General features: G+C 61.3%; 23 protein-coding genes, 1 other RNA gene and 1 pseudogene. 14 read left to right on the top strand and 11 right to left on the bottom strand.

The window, feature by feature from the left end:
• The 3 genes from HNQ08_RS17505 to topA form a co-directional block, all read right to left on the bottom strand.
• On the bottom strand, positions 1-648 hold a 648-nt coding region (locus tag HNQ08_RS17505; protein WP_244977198.1), incomplete at its 3' end, for an IS5 family transposase.
• 31 nt (positions 649-679) lie between these two features.
• Positions 680-853, bottom strand: a complete 174-nt coding sequence (locus HNQ08_RS17500; RefSeq protein WP_184134943.1) for a hypothetical protein — start codon at positions 851-853, stop codon at positions 680-682.
• Positions 854-974: 121 nt separating this feature from the next.
• A complete protein-coding gene (gene topA, locus HNQ08_RS17495) occupies positions 975-2,978 on the bottom strand; it encodes a type I DNA topoisomerase (protein WP_184134940.1) in 2,004 nt (667 codons plus the stop codon).
• 163 nt (positions 2,979-3,141) lie between these two features.
• Here topA and HNQ08_RS17490 point away from each other — a divergent pair, with 163 nt between their 5' ends.
• Positions 3,142-3,459 (top strand): hypothetical protein, encoded by a 318-nt coding sequence (locus HNQ08_RS17490; RefSeq protein WP_342355707.1) that lies wholly within the window; start codon positions 3,142-3,144, stop codon positions 3,457-3,459.
• Between the two features lie 26 nt (positions 3,460-3,485).
• On the opposite strand, the gene HNQ08_RS17485 is transcribed toward HNQ08_RS17490, so the two are convergent.
• Positions 3,486-3,734, bottom strand: a complete 249-nt coding sequence (locus HNQ08_RS17485) for a hypothetical protein (RefSeq protein WP_184134936.1) — start codon at positions 3,732-3,734, stop codon at positions 3,486-3,488.
• A gap of 880 nt (positions 3,735-4,614) precedes the next feature.
• On the opposite strand from HNQ08_RS17485, the gene HNQ08_RS17480 reads away from it, so the two are divergent.
• The 6 genes from HNQ08_RS17480 to HNQ08_RS17455 all read left to right on the top strand — a co-directional run bounded on the left by HNQ08_RS17480 (position 4,615) and on the right by HNQ08_RS17455 (position 10,675).
• Positions 4,615-5,163, top strand: coding sequence for a hypothetical protein (locus tag HNQ08_RS17480; protein ID WP_184134933.1), 549 nt, complete (start codon positions 4,615-4,617; stop codon positions 5,161-5,163).
• A gap of 58 nt (positions 5,164-5,221) precedes the next feature.
• Complete coding sequence (locus tag HNQ08_RS17475) at positions 5,222-6,016, top strand: DUF3846 domain-containing protein (protein WP_184134930.1); 795 nt, start codon at positions 5,222-5,224, stop codon at positions 6,014-6,016.
• 145 nt (positions 6,017-6,161) lie between these two features.
• The gene (locus HNQ08_RS17470; RefSeq protein ID WP_184134928.1) at positions 6,162-6,473 is read left to right on the top strand and encodes a hypothetical protein; all 312 of its coding nucleotides are present in this window, start codon (positions 6,162-6,164) and stop codon (positions 6,471-6,473) included.
• Positions 6,474-6,788: 315 nt separating this feature from the next.
• Positions 6,789-7,013, top strand: a complete 225-nt coding sequence (locus tag HNQ08_RS17465; protein ID WP_184134925.1) for an antitoxin VbhA family protein — start codon at positions 6,789-6,791, stop codon at positions 7,011-7,013.
• Between the two features lie 41 nt (positions 7,014-7,054).
• Positions 7,055-7,933 (top strand): Fic/DOC family protein, encoded by an 879-nt coding sequence (locus HNQ08_RS17460; protein ID WP_184134923.1) that lies wholly within the window; start codon positions 7,055-7,057, stop codon positions 7,931-7,933.
• A 1,359-nt stretch (positions 7,934-9,292) separates the two neighbouring features.
• On the top strand, positions 9,293-10,675 hold the full coding sequence (locus HNQ08_RS17455; RefSeq protein ID WP_184134920.1) for a replication initiator protein A: 1,383 nt from the start codon (positions 9,293-9,295) through the stop codon (positions 10,673-10,675).
• A gap of 66 nt (positions 10,676-10,741) precedes the next feature.
• On the opposite strand, the pseudogene HNQ08_RS27510 reads toward HNQ08_RS17455, so the two are convergent.
• A pseudogene (locus HNQ08_RS27510) lies at positions 10,742-11,065 on the bottom strand (hypothetical protein); the annotation flags it as partial.
• A gap of 148 nt (positions 11,066-11,213) precedes the next feature.
• Between HNQ08_RS27510 and HNQ08_RS17450 the strand changes: the two are divergent.
• Both HNQ08_RS17450 and HNQ08_RS17445 read left to right on the top strand, forming a co-directional pair.
• Positions 11,214-11,654 carry a hypothetical protein gene (locus HNQ08_RS17450; protein WP_184134919.1) on the top strand — a complete coding sequence of 147 codons (441 nt, stop codon included), beginning with the start codon at positions 11,214-11,216 and terminating at the stop codon, positions 11,652-11,654.
• Positions 11,655-11,662: 8 nt separating this feature from the next.
• Positions 11,663-12,346, top strand: coding sequence for a hypothetical protein (locus HNQ08_RS17445; RefSeq protein ID WP_184134918.1), 684 nt, complete (start codon positions 11,663-11,665; stop codon positions 12,344-12,346).
• On the opposite strand, the gene HNQ08_RS17440 is transcribed toward HNQ08_RS17445, so the two are convergent.
• Positions 12,321-15,269 carry a MalT transcriptional regulator family protein gene (locus tag HNQ08_RS17440; protein WP_184134917.1) on the bottom strand — a complete coding sequence of 983 codons (2,949 nt, stop codon included), beginning with the start codon at positions 15,267-15,269 and terminating at the stop codon, positions 12,321-12,323. The two genes, HNQ08_RS17445 and HNQ08_RS17440, sit on opposite strands and share 26 nt — an antisense overlap.
• 113 nt (positions 15,270-15,382) lie before the next feature.
• Between HNQ08_RS17440 and ssrA the strand changes: the two genes are divergently transcribed.
• Positions 15,383-15,739: a transfer-messenger RNA gene (gene ssrA, locus HNQ08_RS17435) on the top strand.
• A gap of 345 nt (positions 15,740-16,084) precedes the next feature.
• Here ssrA and HNQ08_RS17430 read toward each other — a convergent pair.
• Complete coding sequence (locus HNQ08_RS17430; RefSeq protein ID WP_184134916.1) at positions 16,085-16,732, bottom strand: hypothetical protein; 648 nt, start codon at positions 16,730-16,732, stop codon at positions 16,085-16,087.
• Positions 16,733-17,294: 562 nt separating this feature from the next.
• On the opposite strand from HNQ08_RS17430, the gene HNQ08_RS17425 reads away from it, so the two are divergent.
• Together HNQ08_RS17425 and HNQ08_RS17420 are read left to right on the top strand one after the other, a co-directional pair.
• The gene (locus HNQ08_RS17425; protein ID WP_184134913.1) at positions 17,295-18,569 is read left to right on the top strand and encodes a hypothetical protein; all 1,275 of its coding nucleotides are present in this window, start codon (positions 17,295-17,297) and stop codon (positions 18,567-18,569) included.
• Positions 18,570-18,602: 33 nt separating this feature from the next.
• Positions 18,603-20,264 carry an MBL fold metallo-hydrolase gene (locus HNQ08_RS17420; RefSeq protein ID WP_184134911.1) on the top strand — a complete coding sequence of 554 codons (1,662 nt, stop codon included), beginning with the start codon at positions 18,603-18,605 and terminating at the stop codon, positions 20,262-20,264.
• 92 nt (positions 20,265-20,356) lie between these two features.
• On the opposite strand, the gene HNQ08_RS17415 is transcribed toward HNQ08_RS17420, so the two are convergent.
• From HNQ08_RS17415 to HNQ08_RS17400, 4 genes are all read right to left on the bottom strand, one after another.
• Positions 20,357-20,824: a putative iron-sulfur cluster-binding metallochaperone gene (locus HNQ08_RS17415; protein WP_184134910.1), complete on the bottom strand. Its 468-nt coding sequence runs from the start codon at positions 20,822-20,824 to the stop codon at positions 20,357-20,359.
• Between the two features lie 33 nt (positions 20,825-20,857).
• Positions 20,858-21,277 (bottom strand): MerR family DNA-binding protein, encoded by a 420-nt coding sequence (locus HNQ08_RS17410; RefSeq protein ID WP_184134909.1) that lies wholly within the window; start codon positions 21,275-21,277, stop codon positions 20,858-20,860.
• Positions 21,278-21,558: 281 nt separating this feature from the next.
• Positions 21,559-22,848, bottom strand: coding sequence for an Nramp family divalent metal transporter (locus HNQ08_RS17405; protein ID WP_184134908.1), 1,290 nt, complete (start codon positions 22,846-22,848; stop codon positions 21,559-21,561).
• Positions 22,845-23,519, bottom strand: coding sequence for a metal-dependent transcriptional regulator (locus HNQ08_RS17400; protein ID WP_184134907.1), 675 nt, complete (start codon positions 23,517-23,519; stop codon positions 22,845-22,847). The genes HNQ08_RS17405 and HNQ08_RS17400 overlap by 4 nt, the downstream gene beginning before the upstream one ends.
• Positions 23,520-23,717: 198 nt before the next feature.
• On the opposite strand from HNQ08_RS17400, the gene HNQ08_RS17395 reads away from it, so the two are divergent.
• Both HNQ08_RS17395 and HNQ08_RS17390 read left to right on the top strand, forming a co-directional pair.
• The gene (locus HNQ08_RS17395; RefSeq protein ID WP_184134904.1) at positions 23,718-24,869 is read left to right on the top strand and encodes a multicopper oxidase domain-containing protein; all 1,152 of its coding nucleotides are present in this window, start codon (positions 23,718-23,720) and stop codon (positions 24,867-24,869) included.
• Positions 24,866-26,059 carry a ZIP family metal transporter gene (locus HNQ08_RS17390; RefSeq protein ID WP_184134896.1) on the top strand — a complete coding sequence of 398 codons (1,194 nt, stop codon included), beginning with the start codon at positions 24,866-24,868 and terminating at the stop codon, positions 26,057-26,059. The genes HNQ08_RS17395 and HNQ08_RS17390 overlap by 4 nt, the downstream gene beginning before the upstream one ends.
• Positions 26,060-26,132 lie beyond the last annotated feature (73 nt).

The following is a 26,132-nucleotide window of genomic DNA, read 5'->3' as shown; positions in this document are numbered from 1 at the left end:
AGTGCATGGAGCTGTTGGTCGGCGGCTTCGCTGATCTCGATCTGTCGTGCGGGACGACCCATCCCTAATTCTACTTCTTATTCGCGATCTACTTAGTTTTCCGGTGTATCCCGCGTCAGCCCACACGTGCTGCATGCGCGGAAACACGTTAGGAAGATCCCGCAGGAGCAGGATCGCACCGGTGCGATCCTGGATGTCCGCCTCATGCACCTTGATCGCCATCACCAGTCCCAGGGTGTCGACGGGCAGATGTCGCTTCCGTCCACTGACTTTCTTGCCACCGTCGTATCCGCGAGGCCCACCAGCTGCTGTGGTCTTGACGGATTGACTGTCGATGATCGCCGCGCTGGGGGTCGCTGCGCGGCCCTCACGCTGACGCACCCATTCCCGAAGGATGGTGTGGAGTCCCTCCCAGATGCTCTGAAGTCTCCATAACCGATGGTAGTGATAGATCGTCTGCCACGGGGGAAAGTCGTGGGGCATCGCTCGCCAGGCAATCCCACAGCGGAGGACGTAGGAGATGCCATCCAGGATTTCCCGTAGCGACCACTTGCGGGGACGGCCAACCGCAGCTTCTGGAGGAAGCAGCGGGAGAAGGACATTCCATTCGGCGTCTGTGAGATCGTTTGGGTACGTAGGCCGAGTCATGGGCGCACCACCTCCGACCGATCGTGCACTTTCAATGCCCAGGGAAAACCTTCGCCAGCACGTTTTTCAGACGCGCTTTAACGCTTGCAGCGGGCTGCGTGTCGCCCAGAAGGGCCGCCGGGTCACGCTCAGTTTGCAGCGCCGTCAAAGGCGGTCCCTGCTGCCAGTTGGCCTCCCAGGCAGCGCGGGCGGGGTCTCGTGGCATGGGCCAGTCAGCTCCAGGGCTAGCCCGGCTCCGTGCCGCGCTCCCAGCAGGAGCGTGATCTGTTGCCTTACGTCCCTGGCACTTTTGCATGCCTCAACGTGTGCCGTGGACCTGCCAGCGCCTATGACGCCTTCTTCTTTCTGGCTGGACTTTTCCGGGCCTTGCCTTTGGCCGATGACGCAGGCCCGCGAGTTTCACGCGGCCTGACTGTTTGCCCCGCCATAATCCTCTCCACCACCTCAGGCGTGAGGGTGTCCGGCACCACATCCAGCCCCAGCGGTACCGCCTTGCCATCCCGGAGCATGACGATCTGCTCCTGACGCGCCGTCACCACCACCCCGGCAAACTTGCCCAGGACCAGCGCCGGAGGCCCATGCCGCGCGGCCCGAATGGTCTGCGCCAACCCGTTCGTCCAGAACTCGGTCAGGTACGCCTCCCGCTTCAACTCCCCCGCCGCAATCCGGTCCAGATCCTTCTCCATTTTGACTGTGAATGCCAGGTCCACCAGCGCCGGAAACTGGTCTTGCAGGTACGCTGCCACCACCAGCCCCAGCCACGTCACATACAACTGCCCCCCCGACAGCGCCGTGTACTGCCGGTTTTTCAGCACCTCAATGATGTTCGCGTAGGTGGAGGGCCGCCCCACCCCCGCACTCTCCAATGCCTTGATCAGCGACGCCTCAGTGAAGCGCCCCGGTGCCGGCGTCTTCTTCACTTCAGCCCTGGCGTCCTTGACGGGGAGGGACTGGCCCTCGGCGACGTTCGGCAGCTGCTGCTCGTCCTTTGTGTCGGTGTCATCGTGGTAGAGCCGGGTAAAGCCGGGGTCCAGCACCACTTTTCCCGACGCCTGCAGTCCCACACCACCGCTTTTCAGGTGCAGCACCGTCTTGCTGCCCTGAAGGTCCGTCATCTGACTGGCGACCGTCCGAGTGAAGATCAGGCGGTAGAGCGACAATTCCTCCCCCGCAAGGCCCGTCTGGTCAGGCGCGACAAAGACCTTGCCCGCAGGCCGGATGGCCTCGTGCGCTTCCTGGGCGTTCCCTTTCGCTGCGAAGGTGCGGGGGGCAGCCGGGATGCTTCCCGCATCGAACAACCCCACCGCCACCGCACGGGCGGCCTCTGTGGCCTCCTCAGACAGCGCCGGGGAGTCGGTCCGCATGTACGTGATGCGCCCCCCCTCGTAGAGCCGCTGAGCCACGTCCATCGTTCGTTTCGGCCCCATCTTCAGCGCCCGGCTCGCGGCCTGTTGCAGCGTCGAAGTGGTAAACGGTGCAGGCGGTTTGGTGGAGTACGCCGAGGTCTCTACCCGCGCCACCTTCACGCCGCGTTCCTTGAGGAAGGCCACGGTCTGCGCGGCCTGCTCGCCCGTGATCGCCAGCGCCGGGGAATCGGCTTTCAACTGCCCGTCCGCACCGAAGTCTTTGGGACCGGCCAGCGGCTGCCCCTTGATGCTGACCACCACCGCGGTAAAGGGCTGAGCGCCCTCTCCCTCCGGCATGATCTGGGCCAGCACGCGCCAGTAGTCTGCGGGGACATGGTCCATGCGCGCCCGCTCGCGGCGGGCCAGGGCGGCCAGCGCCGCCGACTGCACCCGGCCCGCGCTGAGACCCGAACCGATGCTCTGCCACAGGGCTGGAGAGACCCCATACCCGCACAGGCGGTCCAGGATGCGCCGGGATTCCTGGGCGCCCACCAGGGCATAATCCAGCGGGCGCGTGTTCTGGACGGCCTTCCGAATGGCGTCCTCGGTGATCTCGTGGAACACCATCCGCTTGAAATTCCTCTTGAGGCCCAGCGCCCGGACGAGGTGCCACGCAATGCCCTCCCCTTCCCGGTCCCCATCGGTGGCCAGCAGCACCTCGTCAGCTTCCCCGGCCAGCTTCTTCAGTTCTGCAATCACGGCCTTCTTGTCTGCGGGAATGATGTAGAGCGGTTGAAAGCCCCCCTGCACATCAATCCCCAGACGCGCCCAGGCTTCCCCCTGGTATTTCTTAGGGATGTCCTCTTTTTTGGCTGGAAGATCCCGGATATGACCGAAACTCGCCTTGACCTTGTAGCCGTTGCCAAGGTAACCCTGGATCTTCTTCCCTTTGGCGGGGGATTCAACAATAACGAGTGTTTTCATCTTTCCCCCAGATCATTGAATGATACTTGTTCTAATCCTGGAAATCGTGCCATGCTCGGCCATGGTCTACCGTAAATTGAGTGAACTCGTGATTAGCTTAGAAAGCCCACAGCAGTCTGATACGTTTGTCAAGTTATTTAAAGCGGCGGTCAGGGATGGCCGTGTGATTGCAACGGATTTGCCTGAACGGTTCACGCTGCCTAAGAACCACGTCCGCAGAGGCGCTGAGGGCACCTATCAGCGGGACACGCGCGAGATGGTGTACGAGGTCACGCCGAAGGTGGAGCAGTGGGTACAGGAAACCCAGGCAGCGCTCGCTCAGGTCCGGACCCGAACACGGAAGGTCAAACTGACGTCAGAAGCTGTCGAGGCCGGCGAGGTGGACTTCCAGGCCCTGGCTGCCGAGACCCGGCGCAAGATGCAGGCCAAGTACGAGAAAGGGCAAAAACCCAGTCAAGGGAAGAGCCGCAAGAAGAGGTAGGGGAGAGGAGAGCGGCGCAGTCAACATCAAGGGGGTTGCTGTTCTGCCCCCAAACCCTGACTTGTGGACCTGGAGAGGGAGACACACCCCACCGCCGTCTCTTTGCCCCAGACACGCCACGCCACCGTGCCAATCGCCACCGAGGCCATCAACAGCGCAAGGATGAAGGCGTTGGGATCGTCAACCATCCTGTCGTTCAGGATCAGGCCGCCGCCCGCGCAGATGCAGGTGAGGATCGCCGCCCACATCGGGGGGCGCTCAGGGCGTGGAGGCATGGCAACAGCATGGTAGATCCCAGGACGGGGTCAGGGCAGACGTTGTCCACCCTTCTGGCGACCTGTGGTCTGATGCGCCGTTGGCGCGGCCTTCCATGCGGTTTTCCCGGCCAGAAGTGCCAGGAAACCAGAAATCCAAAGACGGCGGCATTTCTCCCGTCATGCCGCTGGATTTCTGACCGCATTCCAGTCCCTTTCTGCGCTGGAAGGGGGGCAGGCCAGGTGCCGCTGGAAGGCGCAACAAAGCTGTAAGTCACCCGTTGGGTGATGCTGCCGCAGGCCGTACCATCCCCTGACGGGGCTGTGACTGCGGTCCAAAAGGTGGGCTGAAGAAGACGGAGCGGCCCAGGGGCCGCACAGCGTCTTTACCCGCCGTCCCGCTGGTCACGGCGGGGGCCGCGCCCGTCGTCGGCTTTGGGGCGGCCCGGCAGCCGAGCCGGGCGTGGAAAAACAAAGTGAGGTGTCCTCGCCGGACAGGCATTCGCCAAAGAAAAATGTCAGGTGAAGCGCGAACATTTTTCTTTGGCCTGCGGCCTCCAGGGTGGCAGGGCGCACAGAGAGCTGTCAAACCCGGCAAAGTGCGCCGGGTTGCGGCTGTGGGCCGACAAGCGGCCCAGCTTGACAGCAGCCAGAGCGAGAAGCAGGGGTGAAGGGCAGCCCCAGATGGGCGGGCTCCACGACGGCGAACGCGAACCCAGTCAAGCTGCTAGGGGCGGCACACGACGCCCGGAGAGGACGACATGTCAGGCGGGCGCGAAATGAGAGAAAAGTCGACGGGTGCGATAAAAAGCAGGTCTATCTTTTGCTCTAAAGAATTGACAATAACTAGTAAATATTATATATTGTCAATACCTCAGACAGAGGGAAAGGAGTGCTAAAAATGACCCAGACCGCCCGCACCAAAGTCACGAACTTCACCCGCACGTGGAAGGTGGACCTCTACGGCAGTTGGGGTGAAGGCCCAAGCGCGAGCCTGTGCATTGGAAGCCACATCATCACCTTGACGGCGGACCGTCACGACGACCTCACTGCGATCATTGACGGCGAGAATCAGGCCAGCATTGACCGCGCCGTGCGCTACCTCATCTGGGGCAGGGAAGCGGGCAGCCACCTGGAAGTGCTGCGTGAAGGCCCCACCGAGCCGCCCACCGCGCCCGTGTCCATCATGTTGGCGGTGCCGCGGATCGGCAAGGGCCGTGCCCACACGCTGCACAAGATCATGGGGACAGCTGGACTGCCCCGCGCCCAGCATTACAGCCTGGCCGCCGCGGCGCTGGGGGAACCGTGGCCTCTGGAGACCCTCTCGGACCTCACCGAGCAGGAGGCGGGGACCGTGTGGGCGCATCTGTGCAGCGTCTACCCCAGCGCCCGCGAGATCGCGGAGCGCGTCAGGGCAAAGGCCGCGCCCGCCCAGGCCCAGGCCGCTTAAACCGAGTGGGGCCACCGCGCCCCCCTTCCATCCCCCTCAAGACAAGGAGCGGAAGCTGATGCAACCCACCATGCGCGTGATTCACCCCGACGGACGGCAGGAGAGCCACCCCCTCACGCCGGAGACCGACACCTACGAGCTGCTGAAAAAACTGGTTGGCGGCTGGCTGGAATACGTGCCCGCGCACTATCACGCCTTGCAGGATCATGAGGCAGTCATTGACGAGGAAGGGCTGCTCAAAGCCCTGCCGCCCAACTGGGCGGGCAGCCGCCTGATTGGGCTGGACCTGACCCAGTACCCACCCTTGCACGGTCCCATCGTGATCGTTCCCCATAACCCGGAGGACGGCCCCAGCCCCGCGCAGCAGCGTCAGCACGCGGCCAGCGGAAACAATCTGGTCAGCGTGTACGTCCGTGCCCTGAAGGGAGACGCCGAAGCCCTGGCGACTCTGGGCGTCCGCAGTCCCGACGAGATCACCGTGATTGACGGCAGGATGGCGGCCCCGCGTCACCTGTATCTGATTCACCCGGACGGCCAGGCCGAGCGGTTCACGGCGGGCAGCGACGACGAGGGCCGCAGGTGGATTGAGGGCAAGCTGGGCCAGGCATACCGCTTTTCCCCGCACGAATGCGGCGTGCAGGCTTACGCCGTGATCTACAGCGCCGCGCCGACAGACCAGCGCCCCAATGGCCCAGCTCAAAAAGCCGCCGCACTTGGGGCCACCCCCTGCGGGCCGGTGGTTCTGATCCCCACGGGACAGCCGGACCCCTCGCCCACCCACCAGCGCCTGGACGAAGCCCTTAACGGCAGTGCAGCGGCCCGCGCCGAGCTGGGCTTGACCGCTGGATGGTGAGACCAACGCCCCGCCCGCTCTCATTCCACCGCCCCGGCCCCAGCAATGGGGCCACCTTAACCCAGAGGAGCGCCGCCCATGCAGGAGAGCACAACCCTGGCCACCACCCAGAGGCCCCCGCGCCGAACTGAGCACCCTGTTGGAAATGTTGCGACAGTTTGATGACGTGACCGCCGAAGACATGAAGGACGTGCGGGCCGACTCTGAAAAGCAACTGGCTGCTGAGCTGCGCCGCCGCGAAGTGCTGGCTGAGCTGTGGCCGGGCGCGCCCGCCGCATGCTGGATCTCCGCCCGTTTCGTGCGCCCGTTCAGCGAGTACGGCACGCCCCCGGCCCAGGTGCAGGCCCAGCGCCAGCAGCGCGCCGACTGGCCCGCGCAGGTGCCTCACTCCTCCCTCGGGTGCGTCGCCCCGCTGGACTTGCCCCAGGTGGAGCTGCTGCGCGGTCCTCGGATCTGAGCTGCCGGGGGCCCCCGCGCGGGGGGTCACCCTTCCAATCGCCTGAGTAGTTCGGTAATCCCCAGGAGCGCCGCCATGCCCCACAAAAGATTTCTCCACGGGCCGATGAAATCGCCTTCACCATGAGAGGGGTCTTTCGCTGCTCCAATCGCTCAAAAGATCTGGGGGATGGCCCAGTACCAGCCAGCGCCGCCGCCCATGCCCTCGCCGTCGGAGGTAGATCCGATTCAAGACCGCTCGGTCAGCTTTTGAAGGTCAGTTCTCTTTCAGGACAGCGGCATTTTCTGCTAAAATACTGTCCAGGAGGGCCACGCCATGACCACGCTTGATGAACAATTGCGCGCCCAGACCGAGGCTGGAGTGGTGGAGGCCGGAGCTCGCGAGAAGCGCCGCAAGATGGTCCGGTCGGTGGCCCACAGCAGCGCCATGGAAGGGATGCCGCTCGGTCAGGACATGCGGACCATGCTGGACGCCTACGCTGACGGCACCATGACCACCGCAGAGATTCAGGCCCGGCTGGAGGCCAAGTACCGCCGCTAACGGTGGCAGGGCTTGATCCGTACACAGACGAAAACGGAGTGATGAAGAACCGTCTCGGCATCCTTGATGCCGGGACGCTTTCACAGGCCGAGCGCGACTACAGCGCGTTGCGGGCGACAGAGATCAAGGACGGCAGCGCCCCCGCTGCCACCCGTGGCCACTTCGATGCGGACCACCTGCGCGCCATCCACCAGCACACCTTTGGGGACGTGTACGAGTGGGCCGGAACCACGCGCGGCGATCCCCTCATCCTGGAAGGCCAGCGCGAGACGCAGCCCCCGCAGCTCATCAAGGCGACGACTGCTTTTGAGGGAGCGTCCACGGTGAATGCGAAGCTGGACGGCGTGCTTGCGAGCCTGGCCGAACAGGACAGGTTGCGCGGCCTGTCCCGTGAGGCCTTCAGCCGCCAGGCCGCCGACGTGTTGAGTGACCTCAACCAGATCCACCCCTTCCGCGAAGGCAACGGCAGGACACAGCGCGAATTCATGACCCAGCTCGCGGACCAGGCGGGTCACCCGCTTCAGTTCGAGGGCGTGACCCAGCAGCGCATGACGGTGGTGAGCTTTGATGCCGCGCAGGGCGACAAGGAATCCATGCGTCGCCTGTTCGACGAGATCACCGATCCAGCCCGATCTCGGGTGCTGCAGCGCGGATTTGACACCCTGCATCAGCGGTACGGCGATCAGGTGCAGCAGGTCTACCTGACCAGCACCACGGCGGGGGAGACATACGCGGGCCAGCTTCAGCACAAAGACCGGCAGCATTTCATCATGGACTCAACGGGTGACAAGGTGGTGGGCCACCCGCAGGACTTGCCCAAAGGCAGCAGCGCTGGAGATGTGGTGAAGATCACGGCCACCCCCATCCCCAGCTTGGCGCAGGAGAAGCAGATGCAACGGGGACGGCATCTGGAGTACTGATCCAGAGAAACCAGCCACGGTGGTCTTCCGGCGGCCGCAATACGGAGGATTGAACGTCAGTCTGGTCATCAACGCGTTCATCCTTTGAACGCAAAGTACCTTGACCGGATGTTCAGTCAATTTCGCACACTGGCTCTTAAGAATGTTGTCTAACCGGCGTTATAAATCATAAAGAATACTACCTAGTCCACACCTCTCTTTCCTACCACGCCATAGCCAGAGCAAAAGCACAGAAAAGGCCCTGAGAGAAGCACCGAAGAATCTGTGTCGATTAACGCCAGTTAGATGGCAAAAGAAATGACGATGAACACAACTCAGGCGATTCAACTCCGGGGACGTTCACAGGTGCAGCACTGGGAAGTCGCTGCTCCCACCCGCTACAACAACCCAGTCAAGCAGTCTCACCAGCCCACACGACGGCGGGAACGGATTCAGCCTGGATTCAGGCCACAGAAACGCGCCCAGGCATTCCTGAATCTGCATGCCCGAATGACCAACCTTGACCAGCACGTCCAGACGACGGTTCCTGCCCACACCCAAAGAAGCCACCAGAAGTAGGCCTTTCAGACCTGGCGTGAAATCGGAGCAGGAGTGGCCTGCCCCCGGAGCAAGTTAAGGCAACACAACCCTTGAACGACACGCCAGGATTTTGTCACTGTTAAACGCCGTATGGGCTGATGCCGATGTTCCGGCTGGCGCATGCTGGAGCATGACGATCCCAAGGAAGACGCTATTCGGGGAATCTTACCAACTCATTCTGCTGATGCCCGAGACATGCGGAGTCCCATTCGAACGCGTTCTTGGCAAGTTCTAAACTTCGCTTGCGTGACGGTCCACTCCCCCACAGCTTGTTCTAGGATGGTCCACGGACACTTTGGGGAAAGGCAAGCGGACACTTTGGGGAATAAGTTGCTCGAGTGTGTCTAGCTCGGCCTTCTCCACATCCATCTTTGGTGCGGACACTTTGGGGGATTTGAGGTCTGTGCCACGGACACTTTGGGGAATTAGGAGAGGTGGGTCTTTTGAGGAACTGAGTCGTGAGGCTGGGGTGGATGATGTGCTGATCGGTTTTTCTGAGGCCATTGAGCCCTGATAGATCCTTTTGGGAACAGTGCGGACACTTTGAGGGAAATATGGGCGAAACTTACGGACATTTTGGGGGAGTAGCTAATGGTCCCACGGACACTTTGGGGGATTAGGGTAGGAAACCCACGGACACTTTGGGGGATTAGGGTAGGAAACCCACGGACACTTTGAGGGATTTGAAATTTTTTTGTCCTCCAGGAAGGGCTATTTCTGATTCCTATGTTGTTGACATCATTATTTTTCTTTCTCTTTAAAAACAAATAACATCAACACATGACCCTTGTGCCCCGGGCCTCCGAGAAACGTGCGCTGACCCGGCACATCGACGAACTGAATCTGGCGCGGTTGGGCCTGATCAGTATGCAAAGCCGAGTGGGGGCGGGCAGCACGTCCTGGGAGGACGAGTACGGCGAGGGCGACGAACGAATGAGCGTGAAGTGCATTGGCACGGCGCAATACCTCGTTCCCTTTGGGATGGACAACGACGTCATCATCGGCATTCTGTGCCTGTTCGCGGCGCAGGGGTTCCCGGCGAGCAACGCCGTGACGGGCACGGCCAATCATTTCCTGCGGGCCTCAGGACTGGACACTTCCGGGCGTTACCACAAGAACCTGCACGAATCGCTGATGCGCCTGTCGCATACCAACTTCCACATCGAGCGCGGCTGGCATGACGGCAAACGCTACCGGACGGTCATTTTCCGCCACCTGCACGAGATCATGTTCGACACGGCCCAATCCGGCGGGACCATCGATCAGGACAGCACGATCACGGTGGTGTTGCCCCCAATCATTGCCGAGAGCCTGCGCCGGGGCTTTCTCAAACCGCTGAGTTCAGGGGTGCTGGGCGAGCTGAGCCAGCCAACCGCCCGCGCCCTGTACCGCCTGCTGGACGGCCACCGCCACAACCTCACTGCACCAGACGAGCGCCTTCAGGAGTTCACGGTGGGCCTGGTGGAATGGGGCCGCAAGGCCCGCATCCTGAACCTGAGCCCCGACAAAATCCGCCGCGTGCTCGATCCAGCCCACGAGGAACTGTTGAAGGCGCACTACCTGGCGTCGGTCACGTATCACGGGCGCGGGCAGGCTCAGAGCGTGCACTACGTCTTTGAGCGGGAAGTCGTGGCCCTCGATCCCCTGTTGCTCAGCCGCCTGACCGGGCGTGGCATCGCCCCCAAAGTCGCCCGTGGCCTGATGGAGGCTCTTGGGGTCAACATCGTCCGCGAACGGCTGGATGAAGTGGAGCGGATGATCGCGGGCAAGAAAGTTCCGGGGCCGGGCTTTTTCGTGAGTTTCATTCGCTCGCCAGACGACTACCGCCCACGTCTATCCCCTGCCCAAGGTCAGCCATCGGCGAGAGCCAGGGTAACCGTGCAGCCACGTCTGCTGGAGACGGAGCCCGATCCGGATCAGGTGGCGCGCGAGCGGTTCGCCAGCTTGTCGCTCACAGAGCGCGCCCAGGAAACGGTGCGTTCCCTGAAGGTGGTGTATGGCAGCCGTCTGGACGCCGAGGAGTACCGGAAGCTTGGGGAGGTGCTGGAGGTGGGCGCCCTGGACGCCGCCGCCCTGCGCGCCGAGGCCGCCCGTGCCCTGACCACCGGGACGTGCGACAGCCAGGCCGCGCTGCTTCAAGTGCAATTGGAAAGCTTCAGATGACCTCTATGACGGGAAACATAAACGATGGAGTGCCGGTTGTGTTGCCTTAATTGGGGTTACGGCGGGCTAAGGGCAGAAATGGCCTAAACCTAAACTACAGGTCACCCCTGTGGTAACCGCTGACCACGTCTGGAACGCGTGGTTTTGATTTTGCCTTCTGGTTGATGCTGATACGGTGGTTCGCGTGTGATGGTGGAGGTTGGTGACTCCGGCGTGCAGGCTCAGAAATTCTTGAGTGCGTTTCCGCCGCTTAAATCCCTGTTGTTGTCGTCGTGTGGGCTGGTGAGCTTGCTCAACTGGGTTGTTGCAGCGTGCCGTGGAGATTACCTACTGGTGATCGACGCCATTCAGGCCTGGGATTTCCCGGATCGCCGCTCCGTAGCTTCGCAGCCCAATCGAAAAGCTGCGCCTGCTGCGTCGGTTAAAGTTCCCTCAGACTCTCTTCGCTGACGTAGCCCCCTACGTCCTGACCCGCTACCGGGAGCGGGCCTCCAACGAATCTCCCAGCCACTTCCACTTCCGCGCCCAGACCTCACCTGTGCGCCTCACGCTCCTGGCCGCCTTCTGTACCGCTCGCACCGCTGAGCTGACCGACGCCTCGGTGACGCACCTGGTGGACATAGTGCACCACATCAACGTCAAGGTCGAGCGGCGGGTCGAGCCGAACTTCGTCGTCAAGTTCCGGCGGGTTCACAACAAAGACCGCATTCTGGAGCGGCTGCTGGAGGCCGCCCTGGGCAATCCTGACGGCACGGTGCGCGAGGTGTTGTTCCCCGTGGTGGACGAACAGATTCTGTGGGACCTGCTGCGTGAGTACAAGGAAAAGGGGGCTTCCGCCAGCAGGTTCACACCATCGTGCGCGGCACCTACCGCTGGAGGTCTATCGTTCACGCAACCACCAGTTCGCCTGGAAGAGTCGCGCCCTTCTCAAGCACGAGCAGTTTGCGCTCAGCTTATGATTCACTCCTCCAGTTCATAATGCTGTCCATGGCCGTCGATTCCCCAGGCTTTCTTATCGCTGCAGATGCAGCTGCATTGGGCGGTGCAGCGGCTTATGGCGGTGTGATTGAAACTGCTGACGGCGAGCGCCGCGAGGTCAAGGGATTAATTCAACGCACCGCATTACCTGAGGTTACGGCAGCCCTTGCTGTGTTGCAGCATCTGCCACAGGACGCTGACGCCGTCCTTCAGGTGGACGCTCAACTGGCCGAGTTACAAAGCGTACTCGTGATTACGCACCCGCGAGTGGTGGTCACCCGGATTCCGAGAAACAGCAGTGAGCTCCATGCCCGCGCGCACGAGCTGGCCCGCAGTGCGTTGAGAACCGCGCCCACGGTTCCAGCTGGTGAGCATCAGCGGCAGCGGGTGGCCCTGTACTCCGTCTCTGGCGTTCAGTCACGGCCTGTCTGGGCTGTGGCCTTCGAGGTGGGAGCGGATCTGTTGACAGTGCACGGCGCAGTTCCCCTGCAAGCGACGAAAGCCCTCACCCTACAACTGCTCCACGACGCTGCGCGTTCAGCCGTCCCCGCGAGCCACTGGCTGCTCAAGGCCGGTGACGGGCAACCAAACCACCCCCGGTGTCAGGACGAAGACGCGCAGACGCTCAAACGTCTGCGCTCAGCGGCTGCGCGGGAACTGGCTCTGGCTAGTTCAGCCAACCCTGGAGCCTGACTTCGTCGCCCTGGGCCAGGGCGGCCAGCGCCTGCTCAGCGCCCTGCCGGACTGAACTGTCGCCGAGCAGAACGCTCAACTGCAGCGCTTTTTCAAAAGTGGCCACTTCCTGGTCAATGATCGCCGCGCGCATCAGCCACTTCAGCCCCTCCCGCGTGGTCCCAGCATCCTCCGCCTGCCGCTGATAAACCTTTGAGATGTGCTGATTCAGGTCCTCACGTTCCTCGTTGACCCAGTCGTGCGTCTTCCCCTGAAGAAACGGACCACCATAGAAATTATGGATTTCAGCTGCATTTGAGCTGCGGAGAATGAGGAGGGCGTCGAAGGCGATACAGACATCAGGATTGATGTGCCAGCTGGGATTGCGGCGGCCCGGACCAGAGGTGAGAATCAGATCGATGGTACGGTTGCCGGTCAGTTTACGAAAGGCCTTATTCAGCTCTCCGCGCGCCCTCTGTGCTGATCCTCTCGCTTTATAAAGGTCGGCGCCCTTCCAGATCGTTTGGGCAAGGTCATCTTGCAATGCCTGTGGGTGGAGCAAGTGAAAGATCAAAGCCTCCATTGCGGTGCCGTAGCTTGGGGCGCCTTCTAAACCATCTACACTCATGGACAATGAACCAAGGGTCACGATCTTAAGAGCGTACGCATGTTCAGGCTTTGGATTGTCGATCTCCTCTACAAGATTCAGGAAGAAATTTCTCTCAATGTTGTTCTCAATAATCTGGTCAAGAACTGGCCGAAATAGGGACCATGCAACATGAACCATGCCATGATCTTCCGGGAATTTCCTCAAGCTTTCTGCCAATGCTGCCGCAGTCCCACTTGTGATCGCACCGAAACCGTATTCCAGAAGGGATTGAACCAGGAAAACAAGGGGTTCCTTTTGATCCTTCTCCTGGGCTGCGATAGATTCAAGATTCAATTCCTGCGCCTTAGCAAAGTCGCCAGCAGCATAGTGATACAAGGCTGCATTGCCCAGATAAGATGTAAAAGAATAGCCATTGATGGCTGCAAAACTCAAAAATTCAAGTGCGAACTCCCGGGCTTTTTCTTTCAGCCCCTGACCCAGATAATGCCAGACCACAACCGTTGTGCAAGTATCTTGAATTTTGAAGTGTCCAGCCTCGCGATTGATCTGTGCGGCGTATAATGCAGTGTTCAGGGATTTATCTATCTCTCCTGCTGATCGATACGCGGAAGAAAGTACAGGCAAAAGGTATTGCTCGCACAGGGGATAGCTCTCTCTGTATTTGTCTACAAAGTCTCTTAAAAGAATGACAGCTTCTTTGACTCGATTGACACGGGTGAGGTCTATGGCATAGTTCTGAATCACAGACATCAGCCTGTGGGGACTTTCCGTTTCTTTCGCAGTTAAATAAAGCTGTTCCGAATTTCTGGCATTATCAGCGTTAGAACTGGTGTAGCGTTCCAGATGTGCGAGTAAGCTCTGGGTGGACAGCCGGAGGCTATGGTCACCGTAGAGCTTGGCCCGCTGCACGGCCTCTCTCGCAGCGCTCAATGCTTCCTGCGGCATTCTGTTCAGGTGATACCAGAGGCCTTTCGAGCGGGTGAGTTGAATCAGATCGCGCTGATCTACTGCGATTCTCAGGCCCCTATCGATATATTCGCCCATCTCATCGATTGAATTCGTGCGATTGCTTCTCAGGGCGAGCGTAAAATAGGCTGTTGCAGTTTCTTCGATGGCCAGTTGAGCTTTCGCCAGCTCCTCAGCCTTTATGCCCTCATTTGTCTCGCCGTAAGCCAGCGCCAGGATGCTTCGCAGCTCACTGGTGAGGGACGCCGCCGGGAACTGACTCAACACGTCCCGTGCGACTTGCCAGTTGGCCGTACGGTACCAACCGGGAAGGAGATCGCCCACCACCTTAAGAGCGGCGTGTGTGTCGTCTGCCGCCAGAAAATGCTTCACCGTCGTGTAGGGCTCACCCTGATGTTCTGACCAGACGCCAGCGTACCGGTGCATCTGGCGCTCGTGGTCTGGGGTCTTGGCCAGCTCTTGCCGTAGATGCAGCTTCAACACGTCATGGGGCGCGCAAGTCTGGCCGTGCGCGGTGAGCGGCAGCCCGACGCGCCGCAGCTCAGACAACCAGTTGGGCGGGAAGGTCAGGTGGAGCGCTGCGGGCGTGGCCTCAGTCCACAGGTCCATGACGCTCAGGGCCGGAAGTTGGGTTTGAATCTGCTCGTCAAGACGCTGAACCAAGGCCCGGAACAGATCTGCAGGCTCCAGGCTCAGCTGTTGGTCACGGACGTACAGGGACAGCATCATCCCTGCAGGCCACCCGCTCAGCACTCCGTGCAGCGCGGCGCTCTCACTGGCCCCAACCCTAAAACGGCTGGAGAGTGCAGAGGATTCCTCAGCGGTAAAGGTAAGGTGCCTGACACTCATTTCTTGCCCAGTTCCTCGCAGCACATACGGCGCGACTTCAAAGGGCGACGCCTCGTGCTGAAGGACGATGAAACGGTGTCCATTCAAACCGTCAACGAAGCTTGCCAGGACCGCCGCCGAGTCGGGACTGAGGTCTTCGCCCCCGTCGAGGACGAAAGTTAAGTCATCCGGCCACAGGTTGACGTCACCTAACAAGTCGTTGACCATCCGCGAAACCGGTGTGTCGCGGATCGCATGAGCGCTCCAGTTGCCAAGTGGAATTCCATGGACGCGAATGGCGTCAGCCAGCGCATGAACGAGATATTGAGCGTCACGGTCTTCCTGGGTCAGACGAATCCAGATCACGTTCGGCTGCCGCCGGGCCCACTGCGCCGCAATCACTGATTTGCCGTAGCCGCTGGGAGCAACGACGGCCGTCACCTTGAATGGGCGGTCCAGCTGCGAGAGCAGGTTGGCTCTGACCAGCTCATGGGCAACCGAGTCTGGAATGGTGTACCGCGCTGGGACTGTGCGTGTCATATCGTCCCCACACTATTTCGGCAGGTCCACCCGCCGTGCAGCGTCAGGCGCTCAAGTCTTAACGCTCAGTCAGCATGGAGCGCCGTCAGTGCGGTATACTACGGGTACCTTTTGGGGACGACCCGGTTTCGACGGTGCGTGCTGGAAGTGAAGTGGCGAGTCGAGGATGACCGTTGGCCTCGTAAATCATCGGTCAAGCCCTTTAAACGGCAACAACAGCGTTTCTTACGCATACGCAGCTTAATTGACTGCGCAGTGACCACGCAGCCCGGCCTTTGGCGTCGCGGAAACTGACATAAAAGAAGGCTAGCTGGCCGAAGTGCCCCAGTACGTCAGCGAAACTTAGGGGATAGGCGCGAAAGCAGCGTGTCCATGCGCGGCTGAGCGAGGAGAATTAAATTGTGGACTACACTCGTAGAAGCCCACCAAGGCTGTATCGGACGAGGGTTCGACTCCCTCCGTCTCCACCAAAAAAGAAGCGCCCCGCAAGGGGTGCTTCTTTTTGGTGGGTTTCACCATTTTGCATTTCAGAGGTTTTCAGAGGTGCTTGCTAGGGTTGCTCAATTCGACTCCAAGGAGGCGCTTCTTGCACGAAACTTGCAACCTCACTCTTTCCTGTCTCCAGCCTGACAAGACCCGGCGGGCACTGCTGGAGAAGCTTCTGGACGTGGCCGTGACACTGCACGCCCTCGATCTGGGAGAGCACTCTTCAGAGGCTGTGGAGCGGCAGCTCCAGCGCGTGCACCGCAAGTTGTTCTCGGAGTCCCAGCTGAGTCAGCCACACCTGGTGACGCGAAGTGGCCAGCTGTACCTCGTCACGCTAACTCCGCACGGGGTGACGTATCAGCCCCAGAAGCCGTTGGACGAGGCGCTGCAGGCCACGGCGTCAGCGAATAAAGCACAAACTTTGCCGGATCGATAGCAAGGGCGTTGGGATTTTTGGAATGCAGCATCAGCATCCCAAATTCCATCGTTTCTGTCGGAGACAGGTAGGAGTACAGATGCAACTCCCCGTATTCACCGGACTCAATCCAGTTGGAGTAGTTCCGCCTGATCACGGTACGGTTAAAGCCCCTGGCCTGAGCGAGCGCCAGGACCCTTTGACCTGCTCTGGTGTAGACGATGGAGGCTCGGCGGTGGCGTTCAACAGTTTCCACCGAATGCCCTGCCTCCACAATGTTGCGGTAAGCGTCGCGTGAGCAGACGGCATTCTCAAGATTCTCGGCGCGAGATTGGAAGGAACTGGTCAGCCCAATCATCCTGCGTCCCTTATGGGCCAGATACAGCACCGCTCCGTAATCGGTCTCCGTTGCAAGGCAAACTTTCCGGGCAACAGCCGCCTGCACAAATTCCATACTGAACATGGCTTCGGCCTCAGCCCGGTACATGCCCCCAAACCTGCCGATCTCGCGGCTGAGTGGCATGAACGCCTCGGTCAGAAAAACGGTGACGGGTCCAGTCACTTTTGAGTCTCGTGGTGTTGCAATCGAATTCGTCTCACAGCCAACGCATAGTAACCCGCGTCACCCCACATCAGATTTTCTCTGCGAAGAGATCTTAACTTTGATACAGATTTTATTGATCTTAATGCAGCTTTTTCACTGCTCGTGCTACACTCCACCGACGGAGGCTCTACCCTGACCAAAACGTAACTGCAAGCGCATCACAAAAATCAAAAACCCCGCCGGGAAGCGGGATTTAAGCTGAGACTCTTTGGTAAAGTACTTCCGTCGCAAGTTGGACTTTACCAGAGAAGGCTCCCTATTGCAAGCAGGAGACCCTGGTGAGTCCAACTTTTTTTGTCGGTTCGTGGCAGGCCAAAGCCGCTGCGATAACCCAGTGCCATAGAGCACAGCCCGCTCCGCTGTTTCAAAGCGGCGCACCTTGCCTCACTGTCACTGAAACTCTTCAGCCGCGAGGTCACAGGAGGGCTTTGAAGACATCTCCAAAGGTTTCTAGCTCGCAAGGTGCCTCTGAGGTGTTAGTTGACACCTCAGAGGCACTTCTTGAGGAGTGTGGGCCTTCATGACGGCTGCCTACTTCCGCGCCGATGCTGCCTCAAACCAGTTCACAAGGGAACAGCTCAGGCGCGAGCAACTGAATGCCCAGGCCGACGCGCTCAGGGCAGGCCATCCCGAGGCCGCGCCACGATCCGCGCCTTACTCCGCTCCGCTCACGACACGTCTTCCAGTCGATACCACCGAAGCTTTAAAGGCCGTCGGGTTGTACCGCAAGAGCATCCGCGCCAGACCGGTGTTGAGCGGCTATACACCCACCAAGACCTTCTGGCCGGTGGCCTTCCCGTACAGGGCTGGACAGCACCTCACCAAGCTCAGCCGCAGTGTCTCCCGCGACTGGCGCCTGATCCTCACCGGCATCAGCACCACCAGCCTGGCGGGCGGACGGCTCACGAGTTCCCAGGGGCTCAATCTCATCCGCATCATCGAGGAGCTGCGCAAGCACTGCTACCTGAAGGTGGGCGAGGACGGACGGCCCCTGCAGTCCCGTGAGCAGGTAGTGCAGATGGTGGGCGGGCGCTTTTGCTTTGCCCGCGAGTGTGGGATGAGTGAGGCCACCTTCTACCGGGCGCTGCAGCACCCGCTGGCGCACCTGTGGCTGAGGAGCCAGAAAGTGCAGCGCATCGACGAGGGTACCTCTGCCCGGCGCAACGTGGCTACGCTGTTCAGCGTGGCCCTGTACGAGCCGGTCATCCCGGAAAATCTGGAGGCTGCCTTCTTCGCCGAGAGCGTGCAGGGAGGAGAGATTTTTCTCGTGCCAGACTGCAACTCTCAAGGTGAGACGACTAAAGGAAGCTCAACCATTACTCAAAAACAAAGGGATTGTGGAAAACCTGATGGGGACTTTGGAGCTTCCTCAGCGGGAACAGCCAGGGAAGAGCTGTTGCGTTGCTTGGACAGCGCGGCACTGATCACCCGTGCGGGCGAGCGAGGAACGCTGCCCCCCACCCTTGATCCTTCGATCAACAGTTTGGAGAGTTGTCTAGATAGATTACGAAATGCCAATCCGCAGTTGTGGGAATTTGCCGTGCAGATCGCCATCCATCACGATGACCCGGCCACCCACGCGGTAGCGGCGATCGGGTTTTACAAGGCTTTGGTCCACCTGGGGGTGGGGGTGGTGCGGCGCTGCATTCAGCGACTGGAGAAGTGGCGGCTGAAGGGCCAGAAGATCGAGACGCCAGGGCGGCTGCTGATGCACCTGCTCAACGATAAGGCAAGAGCCGCCACTGGATTCAACATCCATGACCTGGGGACCGAGCCAGGGGGAATGTTGTCGTGATGGGATTTCACGCCATCCGCCAGAATGCCCGTCATGAGTGACCTGCATTTCCTGGGTCTGGGCGGCACCGACGAGGTGGGGGCCAGCAGCTACCTGTACCGCCTGGCCGAAGGCAACCTGCTGATCGATGCCGGGGCGCGCCCCGGCTCCATTGGGGACGCCGCCCTGCCCCAGCTGGGCCTGCTCGCTGAGCACCCACCTGCCGCGATGGTGCTGACCCACGCTCATCTGGACCACGTCGGCGCACTGCCGGTGGTCATCCGGCGCTTCCCGAAGCTCCCCATCTACTGCACCGAGGCCACCGCCCGCATCGCCACGCTGGTCCTGGGCGACACCCTCAAGGTCACCACCCTGCAGGGCCAGCCATTGTTCAACGCGGGCGACATGAAGCGCACCCTGGAACGGCTGCGGCCCATCCCGTACTTCACGCGCATCTCGGACCACGGTTTTGCCTTCACGTTGTTCCCCAGCGGCCACCTGCTGGGAGCGGCCAGTGTGCTGATCGAGAGCGGAGGACGCGCCGTGTTCCACACCGGGGACGTCAGCAACATCTCGACGCCCGTGGTGGACGCCGCCTGGCTGCCCGCCACAGTCACGCCGGTGGACGCGGTGGTGTCCGAGAGCACCTACGGCGACACGCTGCTGCCCAGCCGCAAGGACCAGGTGCGGGCGTTTGTGACCGCCATCGGGGAGACCCTGCGTGGGGGTGGGCGCGTGTTGATCCCATCCTTCGCGCTGGGCCGCGCGCAGGAGATCACCCAGATCCTGCAGACGGCCATGGCCAGCGGGCTGCTGCCCGCCGTGCCGATCCACCTGGACGGCCTGACGCGGGGGATCACCGAGGCCTACGAAGACATGCTGCCCCTGCTGCCCGAGGCGCTGCAGAACCGCACCAAGACCAGCAAGCAACGCCCCTTTCTGACGGGCACGGTGAACCTTGTTAAGGATCGGCGCGAGCGTGAGGGCATCCTGGCCTCGGAGCGCCCCGCCGTGGTGATCGCCTCGTCGGGCATGCTGCACGCGGGAGCCAGTCCGCAGTACGCCCGCGCGTGGCTGCCCCACGCGGAGAATGCGCTGTTCGTGGTGGGCTATCAGGACGCCGAGAGCCCAGGGAGACGCCTGCTCGAACTGCAGCAGGGTGGGGAGGTGATGCTGCCCGCAGCCCGTGGAGAGGGCCTGGAGCCGGTGTCGGCGTACTCGCGCGTCGAGCGCTTCTATCTGTCGGCACACGCAGACCGGGGCGGGTTGCTGGGGATGATCGCGCGCTACGCGCCGGGCAAGGTGATCCTGACCCACGGCGAGGTGCGGGCACGCGCCAATTTGGCCGGGTACCTCAACACCAAGCATGACGTGGGGCTGCCTGCTGCGGGCGAGCTGGTGCCGCTCAAGGACAGCGGCCGCCGCCGAGGGACGTTCATGAACACGGCCCCCAAGAGGCTCGAAGCCATGAAGGAGCGCCACGCCCGGACCACCGTCAGGGTGCGCTATGACCCCGAGACGCATGAGGTGCGCATCGCCTTGCCGGACACGTTGGACGGCACGCTGTTTGGGGCAGGCGACTATACGCTGGAGGTGCTGCGGGGCAAGACCAGCCGGGTCAAGTTGCGCGAGCATGATGCTGAAGCTATGGAAGGACACCGTCAGGCTGAGGAAGACCGCGCCGCCGAGGAGACGCTGACTGAACTGCTGGGCTGATGCCGTCGTGACTCTACGCGCTGACGCGGCCGTGTTCCCGCTCTCGCCATTCCCCCGCCGATCACCACGGCGTCGTGGCGCGTCGTAGCGCGTCATGCCTGCTCCTGGCTGCCGAGGGACCGCAGCACGGTCACGACGTTTCCCAGGCAGCAACTGCCCTGCGGGTTGTTGACCTCACAACCGCAGCGTCCAGCCCGGATATGTCCGCGAATGGACGCTTCCAGGGCCTGGCCTGTGTCTGAGGCGGCCACCTGGCTGAGGTCGGCACGGGTGTGTGCAAAGCAGTAGCAGACGGGCACTTCAGGGACCTGCTCCTTCTGGAAGACCGGCACCTTGAGGTCCGTCCTGCGGTAGGTCTGGGTGGGACTGAAGTACACCACATCGCAGGTGGGGTCCGGGCAGAACCGGAAGGCGTCCTCTGGCGCCAGCCGGGCCAGTGCGGGTGGGGTCAGGAGGGCCTTGAGGGTGATCAGCGGCACGCCCTTTCCGCGGGTGCCACTGACCGGGCAGGACGTGACGTCCTGCCCCTGGGCGTTGGGGACGCAGCAGGGGTCTTCCATGCCCAAGGCTAAAGTCTCCCCTGGGGGGGAGAGTCAAGGGGCAGGCAGGTTCAGGTACACGCAGCCTGCGGTTTCACACTCGGGATCGGGATGAGCGTGGGCGTAGGCCAGCCGCCCGGCGAGTTCGGCTTCCAACGCCTGAAGCTGTGCCAGCTGCTGGCGGACGGCCCGGAGATGCCCCTGCAATTCGTCACGGACCTCCGCGCAGGGCTTGTGACCCTCCGCACGGAGGCCAAGGATGCGGGCGATCTCGCCGAGGGTCAAGCCGACGTGCTGGGCGGAACGGATGAACTGCACGCGCTCGGCACTATCGGCGGGATACAGCCGGTGGCCGCTGGCTTTGCGGTCATGTTGGAGGAGGCCGAGGTCGGTCCAGTAGCGCAAGGTCTTGACCCGTTCACTGGTCTCGGTGGCCAGGTGTCCGATAGGGAGCGGAGCGGGCTGAGGGGTCACTCCCCGAGTGTCGCAACTTCGCGGGCAGAGCACCGTGGGCTGGATCCCTCCGCACCAGCCTGAGCCTTGGCTTAGCGGGAACTTCTGCTCCAACTCTAGTGTGACCCCTTCAGCAGGAATCTGACTCTGCACCTTCACGACTCGAGGATTGACACAGCGCTATCCGAATGAATTGCAAAACGCGCTTGAAGAAACGTCGGTGCTGAGTTGAAGCCCAAGGCTCCAGATTCCCAGTGGGACTCTGGCTGAGCAGGCACTGCATTGGTTCTTAGGGCTAGAAGTCATCCTCCCGCAAAGGTCTGGATGAGCAGGTAGGCGTTCAAACCAATGATCAGGGCGGCAATCAGCCAGCCCAAGACCTGCACGGTGCGGCTGCTGGTCAGTTCGCCCATGACTTCGCGGCGTCCCGTGAAGACCAGGAGCGGCACCAGCGCGAAGGGAATGCCGAAGCTGAGGACCACCTGCGACAGGATCAGCGTACTGGTCGGATCGAGACCCATCAAAATCACGGCGAACGCGGGAAGCATCGTGATGGTGCGCCGCAGCCACACCGGGATGCTGAAGCGCACGAAGCCCTGCATGACCACTTGACCTGCCATGGTGCCCACGGTGCTGCTGGACAACCCTGAAGCCAGCAGCGCCAGCGCAAACGCAATGGCCGCCGCGCCGCCAAGCAGCGGTGTCAAGGTCCGGTAGGCCACCGTCAGGTCGGCCACGTCCGAATTGCCCGTCGTATAGAAGGCCGCGGCGGCAGCAGCCAGCATGCTCAGGTTGATCAGTGCCGCCAAGCCCATGGCCACAAAAATGTCGGTGCGCGACATCCGGGCCACCTGCCGTTTTTCGGCCTGTGTCGTGGCTGGAATGCGGTTCTGTGTCAGGGCGCTGTGCAGGTAGATTACGTGCGGCATCACGGTCGCGCCAATGATCCCCACAGCCAGGTACAGGCTGTCCGGCCCCTCAAACCGGGGGATGAAGCCGCCTAGGGCACTCAGGCTGGGACGGCTCAGCACAATCTGGACGAGATAGGCCACCGCAATCACGAACACAAACCCCGTAATAGCGATCTCAATGGGACGGAACCCGCGTTTCTGAAGTGTCAGCAGGCTGAAGGTGACGATGGCGGTGAGCACGGCGCCCCAGAGCAGTGGAATGCCGAAGAGCAGTTGAAAGGCCAGCGATGCGCCCAGAAATTCGGCGAGATCGGTGGCCATCGCCACGAGCTCGGCCTGCACCCAGTAGGGCCAGGCCAACCGGGGCCAGCGCTCGCGGATCATCTCTGGCAGGTTTTTCCCAGTGGCGATGCCCAGATTGGCACTAAGGTTTTGAATCAACATGGCCATCAGGCTGGCCCCCAAGATGACCCACAACAGCAGGTAACCGAACTGCGCGCCGCCTTGAATGTTGGTGGCAAAATTGCCAGGATCCATGTACGCGACGGACGCAATAAACGCGGGGCCCAAGAAGGGCGTGAGCCGCGCGAGGCCGCGCCGTTTGGACTTGTTGGTCAAGATGGCCACCGCTTCCGCGTTGAGCCGCTCATCGAGATTGGTTGGGGTGGGGACGCTCCTCACGCAGACACCGGCGCGCCGACCCGCAGGTGTTGGGCGACGGACAAGGCGAGAATCAGGTGTTCTCCACTCTCGAGGGACTGGAGGGTCACCGTCCTGAGCGCGTCATCGCGCGAGACCAGCAAGACGGTGACTCCGGGCGTGAGGCCCCGATTCATCAGGGCCTTGAGGAGATCGGTCTTCCCCGGCACCCGCACGATCTGCGCGGCCGTCCCGGTCGGCAAATCTGTTAAACAGACTTCGTGCCGCACCGGCACAGAACCGTCCAGCGCTGGGATGGGATCTCCATGCGGGTCGAAGCTGGGCTCACCCAACCAGGCCGCCAGACGCGCTTCCAACCTTTCGCTGATGACGTGCTCTAAGCGCTCGGCTTCAGCATGAACTTCGTCCAGGGGATACCCCAGCGCCTGGTACAGGTAGAGTTCAAGCAAGCGGTGGTGACGCAGAACTTCCAGGGCCACGGTCTGGCCCGCAGCGGTCAGCGTCGCGCCTTTGTAGGCCGTATGCTCCACCAGCCCGAGGGCAGTTAAGCGGCGCAGCATGCCGGTTACGCTGGCGGGATTGACGTTCAGTGCGTCTGCGATGGCCTGGGTGTTGACCGTGCCGCTTCCCCCCAGCAGGTACAGCTGTTTGAGATAGTCCTCGATGGCGGGTGAGAAGGGACGAGCGGTCATTCCTCCATTTTAGCTCTTCCTAAAATCAATAGCACAGATCAACGAGGAAGGATAAAAACATGATCCTTAATGTCATGAGGTGCACACCCCGAATTTTAAGGCAGCAAGCGAATCAGGAGGGCAGGCCTGCTTGACTTTTTTTTAGGTATGTCTAATATAAAGCATGTCGTCCTCTCACTCTCGTTTTTGGAGTGTTCTATGAGCCGTTGGCTTCAGTCTTTGCTCTCGCGCCGGGACGTGCTGCGCGCGGGGGCAGGGAGCGCCGCGGCTTTGGTGGGTGCACAGGCGGTGGGCCAAGTGCCTCCCGCTGCCGCGATGGATCACACGAAGATGCCCCCTCCTGCCACATCCCCCAAAGGCCACGGCGAACACGGTGGCAACCTGCTGGTCGGCACGGTGGATCATGTCCGCAACGGCTTCGACCCCATGCAGCTGCTGACCGACTGGGACGGAGGCAAGGTCAGCCGACTTCCGAACGGCCAGACCCTGCGCGACTACACCATTACGGCACAGGAAAAAGAAATTGAGATTGCCCCCGGCGTGTTCTTTCCGGCCTGGACCTACAACGGGCGGGTACCCGGGCCGACCCTGCGCTGCACCGAAGGTGACCGGCTGCGCATCACCTTTTTCAACCACACTTCGCACCCGCACACCATTCACTTTCACGGCGTGCATGCTGCTGAGATGGACGGTGTGCCCGGTGCGGGTCCCGGTGAGATTCAACCCGGTGCGAGCTTTGTCTACGAGTTCGACGCCGAGCCGTTTGGCTGCCATCTCTACCACTGCCACGCCACCAGCCTCAAGCGCCACATTCACAAGGGCATGTACGGGGCTTTTATCGTCGATCCCAGAGGCGGACGGCCCCCCGCCCGCGAGTTCATGATGCTCCAGAACGCCTTCGATACCAATTTCGACGGAGCCAACGAGATTTACGCGGTGAACACCGTAGGCTTTGAGTTTGCGCGGCGGCCTATTCCGGTCAAGAAAGGTGAACTGATCCGCCTCTACCTGATCAATATTTTGGAATTCGACCTGATTAACGGTTTCCACCTGCATGCCAATTTTTTCAACTACTACGACACTGGTACGACTCTTGAGCCCACCAGCCGCATCGTGGACACCATCACGCAGGGTCAGGGCCAGCGCGGCATTCTGGAATTCCGCTATCGGTTTACAGGCCAGTTCATGTTTCACCCCCACATCAGCGAGTTCACAGAGTTGGGCTGGATGGGTCTTTTCAATGTCGTGGAAAGCGCCAATTACGCCGCCGCTTTGAAGGACGCAGGACTGGATGCTGCGTGGGATCGCCGCGCGACGCAGGGCAGTACTGTCAAGGGGCAGGGCGCGTGAGCACGAACGTTCCCAATCCTGCGAAAACCGGTACCGCCAGCAGCCTGTGGGGACTGGCCATCCTACCTGTATTGCTGCTCGGGGCTGTCCTTGCTTACCTTGTCGCAACTGGCGGCGGCCTGAAAGGATTGAGCGGCCTGCCTGTAGAACAGCTCAACATTGGCCGCATTACCCTTCCGGAGCGCGGCGTCATCACCATGCAGGTTGTGAACGACAGTCCGCAGACCATGACCATTCCGCAGGTGATGGTTGACGACGCGTTCTGGAACTTTACAGCCGATCCTCCTGGGCCCATCCCGCGGCTCGGCTCCACCACCATCACCATTCCATACCCGTGGGTCGAGGGCGAGGCGCATTCCATCACCCTGCTCAGCACTCTTGGCGCCACATTTACGGCCACTATCCCTGTCGCGACCTTGACACCGCAACTCAGCGGGAGCCTGTTCGCCCGCTTCGGGTTGGTGGGTCTGTACGTCGGTCTGGTGCCCGTGCTGCTGGGGATGCTGTGGTATCCGTGGATGCGCCGTCTGAGTGGCCGGGCCATGAACTTTATCCTCTCGCTGACGGTGGGCCTGCTGGTCTACCTTGCCATTGGGACCTGGCTGGACGCCCAGGAATTTGCGGTTGGCCTACCGGCCTTCTGGCAAGGGACCCCTGCGATTACGCTGATTGCCGTGCTGACTGTGGGTGTGCTGCTGGCCATCAGTGGCAAACGCAATGCCGACGAGCAACCGCTGGGCCTCTCCTACCGGATTGCGACTGGCATCGGCCTGCACAACCTCGGTGAGGGACTGGCCATCGGCGCAGCCTTTGCCATGGGCGAAGGCGCACTGGGCACCTTCTTGATCCTCGGATTTACCTTGCACAACATCACGGAAGGGATAGGCATTGTGGCCCCCTTGGTCAAGCGCAATCCGGGCCTGAAGCAATTTTTTCTGCTTGCCTTGATCGCGGGCGGCCCGGCCATCCTGGGCACCTGGATTGGGGGTTTTGCCTTCAATCCAGTGCTGTCGACCGTGTTTCTGGCGATTGGCCTTGGAGCTATCGTCCAGGTCGTTTGGGAAGTAGGTCAGTTGGTCGTTCGCAACACCGCGAGGTTGGGACTGCCAGTGGCAGGCTGGTCAAACTTCGGCGGCTTCACGGCAGGTGTAGCGCTGATGTACTTCACAGCATTTATGGTCAAATTCTGAACTCCAGGGGATCTGACGCCGTTGTGTGTTGGATCGGACGTAAAAGCTGGTTCGCACGCCCCCAAGCCACCAA

The organism is Deinococcus humi, from assembly GCF_014201875.1.
In the GTDB taxonomy this organism is placed as follows: Bacteria; Deinococcota; Deinococci; order Deinococcales; family Deinococcaceae; genus Deinococcus; species Deinococcus humi.
Note: the sequence above shows the minus strand (reverse complement) of the source record. Positions and strands in the feature narration are given on the sequence as shown.

Bases quoted from the DNA above. Each gene is read 5' to 3' on its own strand.
- HNQ08_RS17500 (WP_184134943.1), bottom strand. From the start codon at position 853: ATGCCACGAGACCCCGCCCGCGCTGCCTGGGAGGCCAACTGGCAGCAG.
- topA (WP_184134940.1), bottom strand. From the start codon at position 2,978: ATGAAAACACTCGTTATTGTTGAATCCCCCGCCAAAGGGAAGAAGATC.
- HNQ08_RS17485 (WP_184134936.1), bottom strand. From the start codon at position 3,734: ATGCCTCCACGCCCTGAGCGCCCCCCGATGTGGGCGGCGATCCTCACC.
- HNQ08_RS17480 (WP_184134933.1), top strand. From the start codon at position 4,615: ATGACCCAGACCGCCCGCACCAAAGTCACGAACTTCACCCGCACGTGG.
- HNQ08_RS17475 (WP_184134930.1), top strand. From the start codon at position 5,222: ATGCAACCCACCATGCGCGTGATTCACCCCGACGGACGGCAGGAGAGC.
- HNQ08_RS17470 (WP_184134928.1), top strand. From the start codon at position 6,162: ATGTTGCGACAGTTTGATGACGTGACCGCCGAAGACATGAAGGACGTG.
- HNQ08_RS17465 (WP_184134925.1), top strand. From the start codon at position 6,789: ATGACCACGCTTGATGAACAATTGCGCGCCCAGACCGAGGCTGGAGTG.
- HNQ08_RS17460 (WP_184134923.1), top strand. From the start codon at position 7,055: ATGAAGAACCGTCTCGGCATCCTTGATGCCGGGACGCTTTCACAGGCC.
- HNQ08_RS17455 (WP_184134920.1), top strand. From the start codon at position 9,293: ATGACCCTTGTGCCCCGGGCCTCCGAGAAACGTGCGCTGACCCGGCAC.
- HNQ08_RS17445 (WP_184134918.1), top strand. From the start codon at position 11,663: ATGGCCGTCGATTCCCCAGGCTTTCTTATCGCTGCAGATGCAGCTGCA.
- HNQ08_RS17440 (WP_184134917.1), bottom strand. From the start codon at position 15,269: ATGACACGCACAGTCCCAGCGCGGTACACCATTCCAGACTCGGTTGCC.
- HNQ08_RS17425 (WP_184134913.1), top strand. From the start codon at position 17,295: ATGACGGCTGCCTACTTCCGCGCCGATGCTGCCTCAAACCAGTTCACA.
- HNQ08_RS17420 (WP_184134911.1), top strand. From the start codon at position 18,603: ATGAGTGACCTGCATTTCCTGGGTCTGGGCGGCACCGACGAGGTGGGG.
- HNQ08_RS17415 (WP_184134910.1), bottom strand. From the start codon at position 20,824: ATGGAAGACCCCTGCTGCGTCCCCAACGCCCAGGGGCAGGACGTCACG.
- HNQ08_RS17400 (WP_184134907.1), bottom strand. From the start codon at position 23,519: ATGACCGCTCGTCCCTTCTCACCCGCCATCGAGGACTATCTCAAACAG.
- HNQ08_RS17395 (WP_184134904.1), top strand. From the start codon at position 23,718: ATGAGCCGTTGGCTTCAGTCTTTGCTCTCGCGCCGGGACGTGCTGCGC.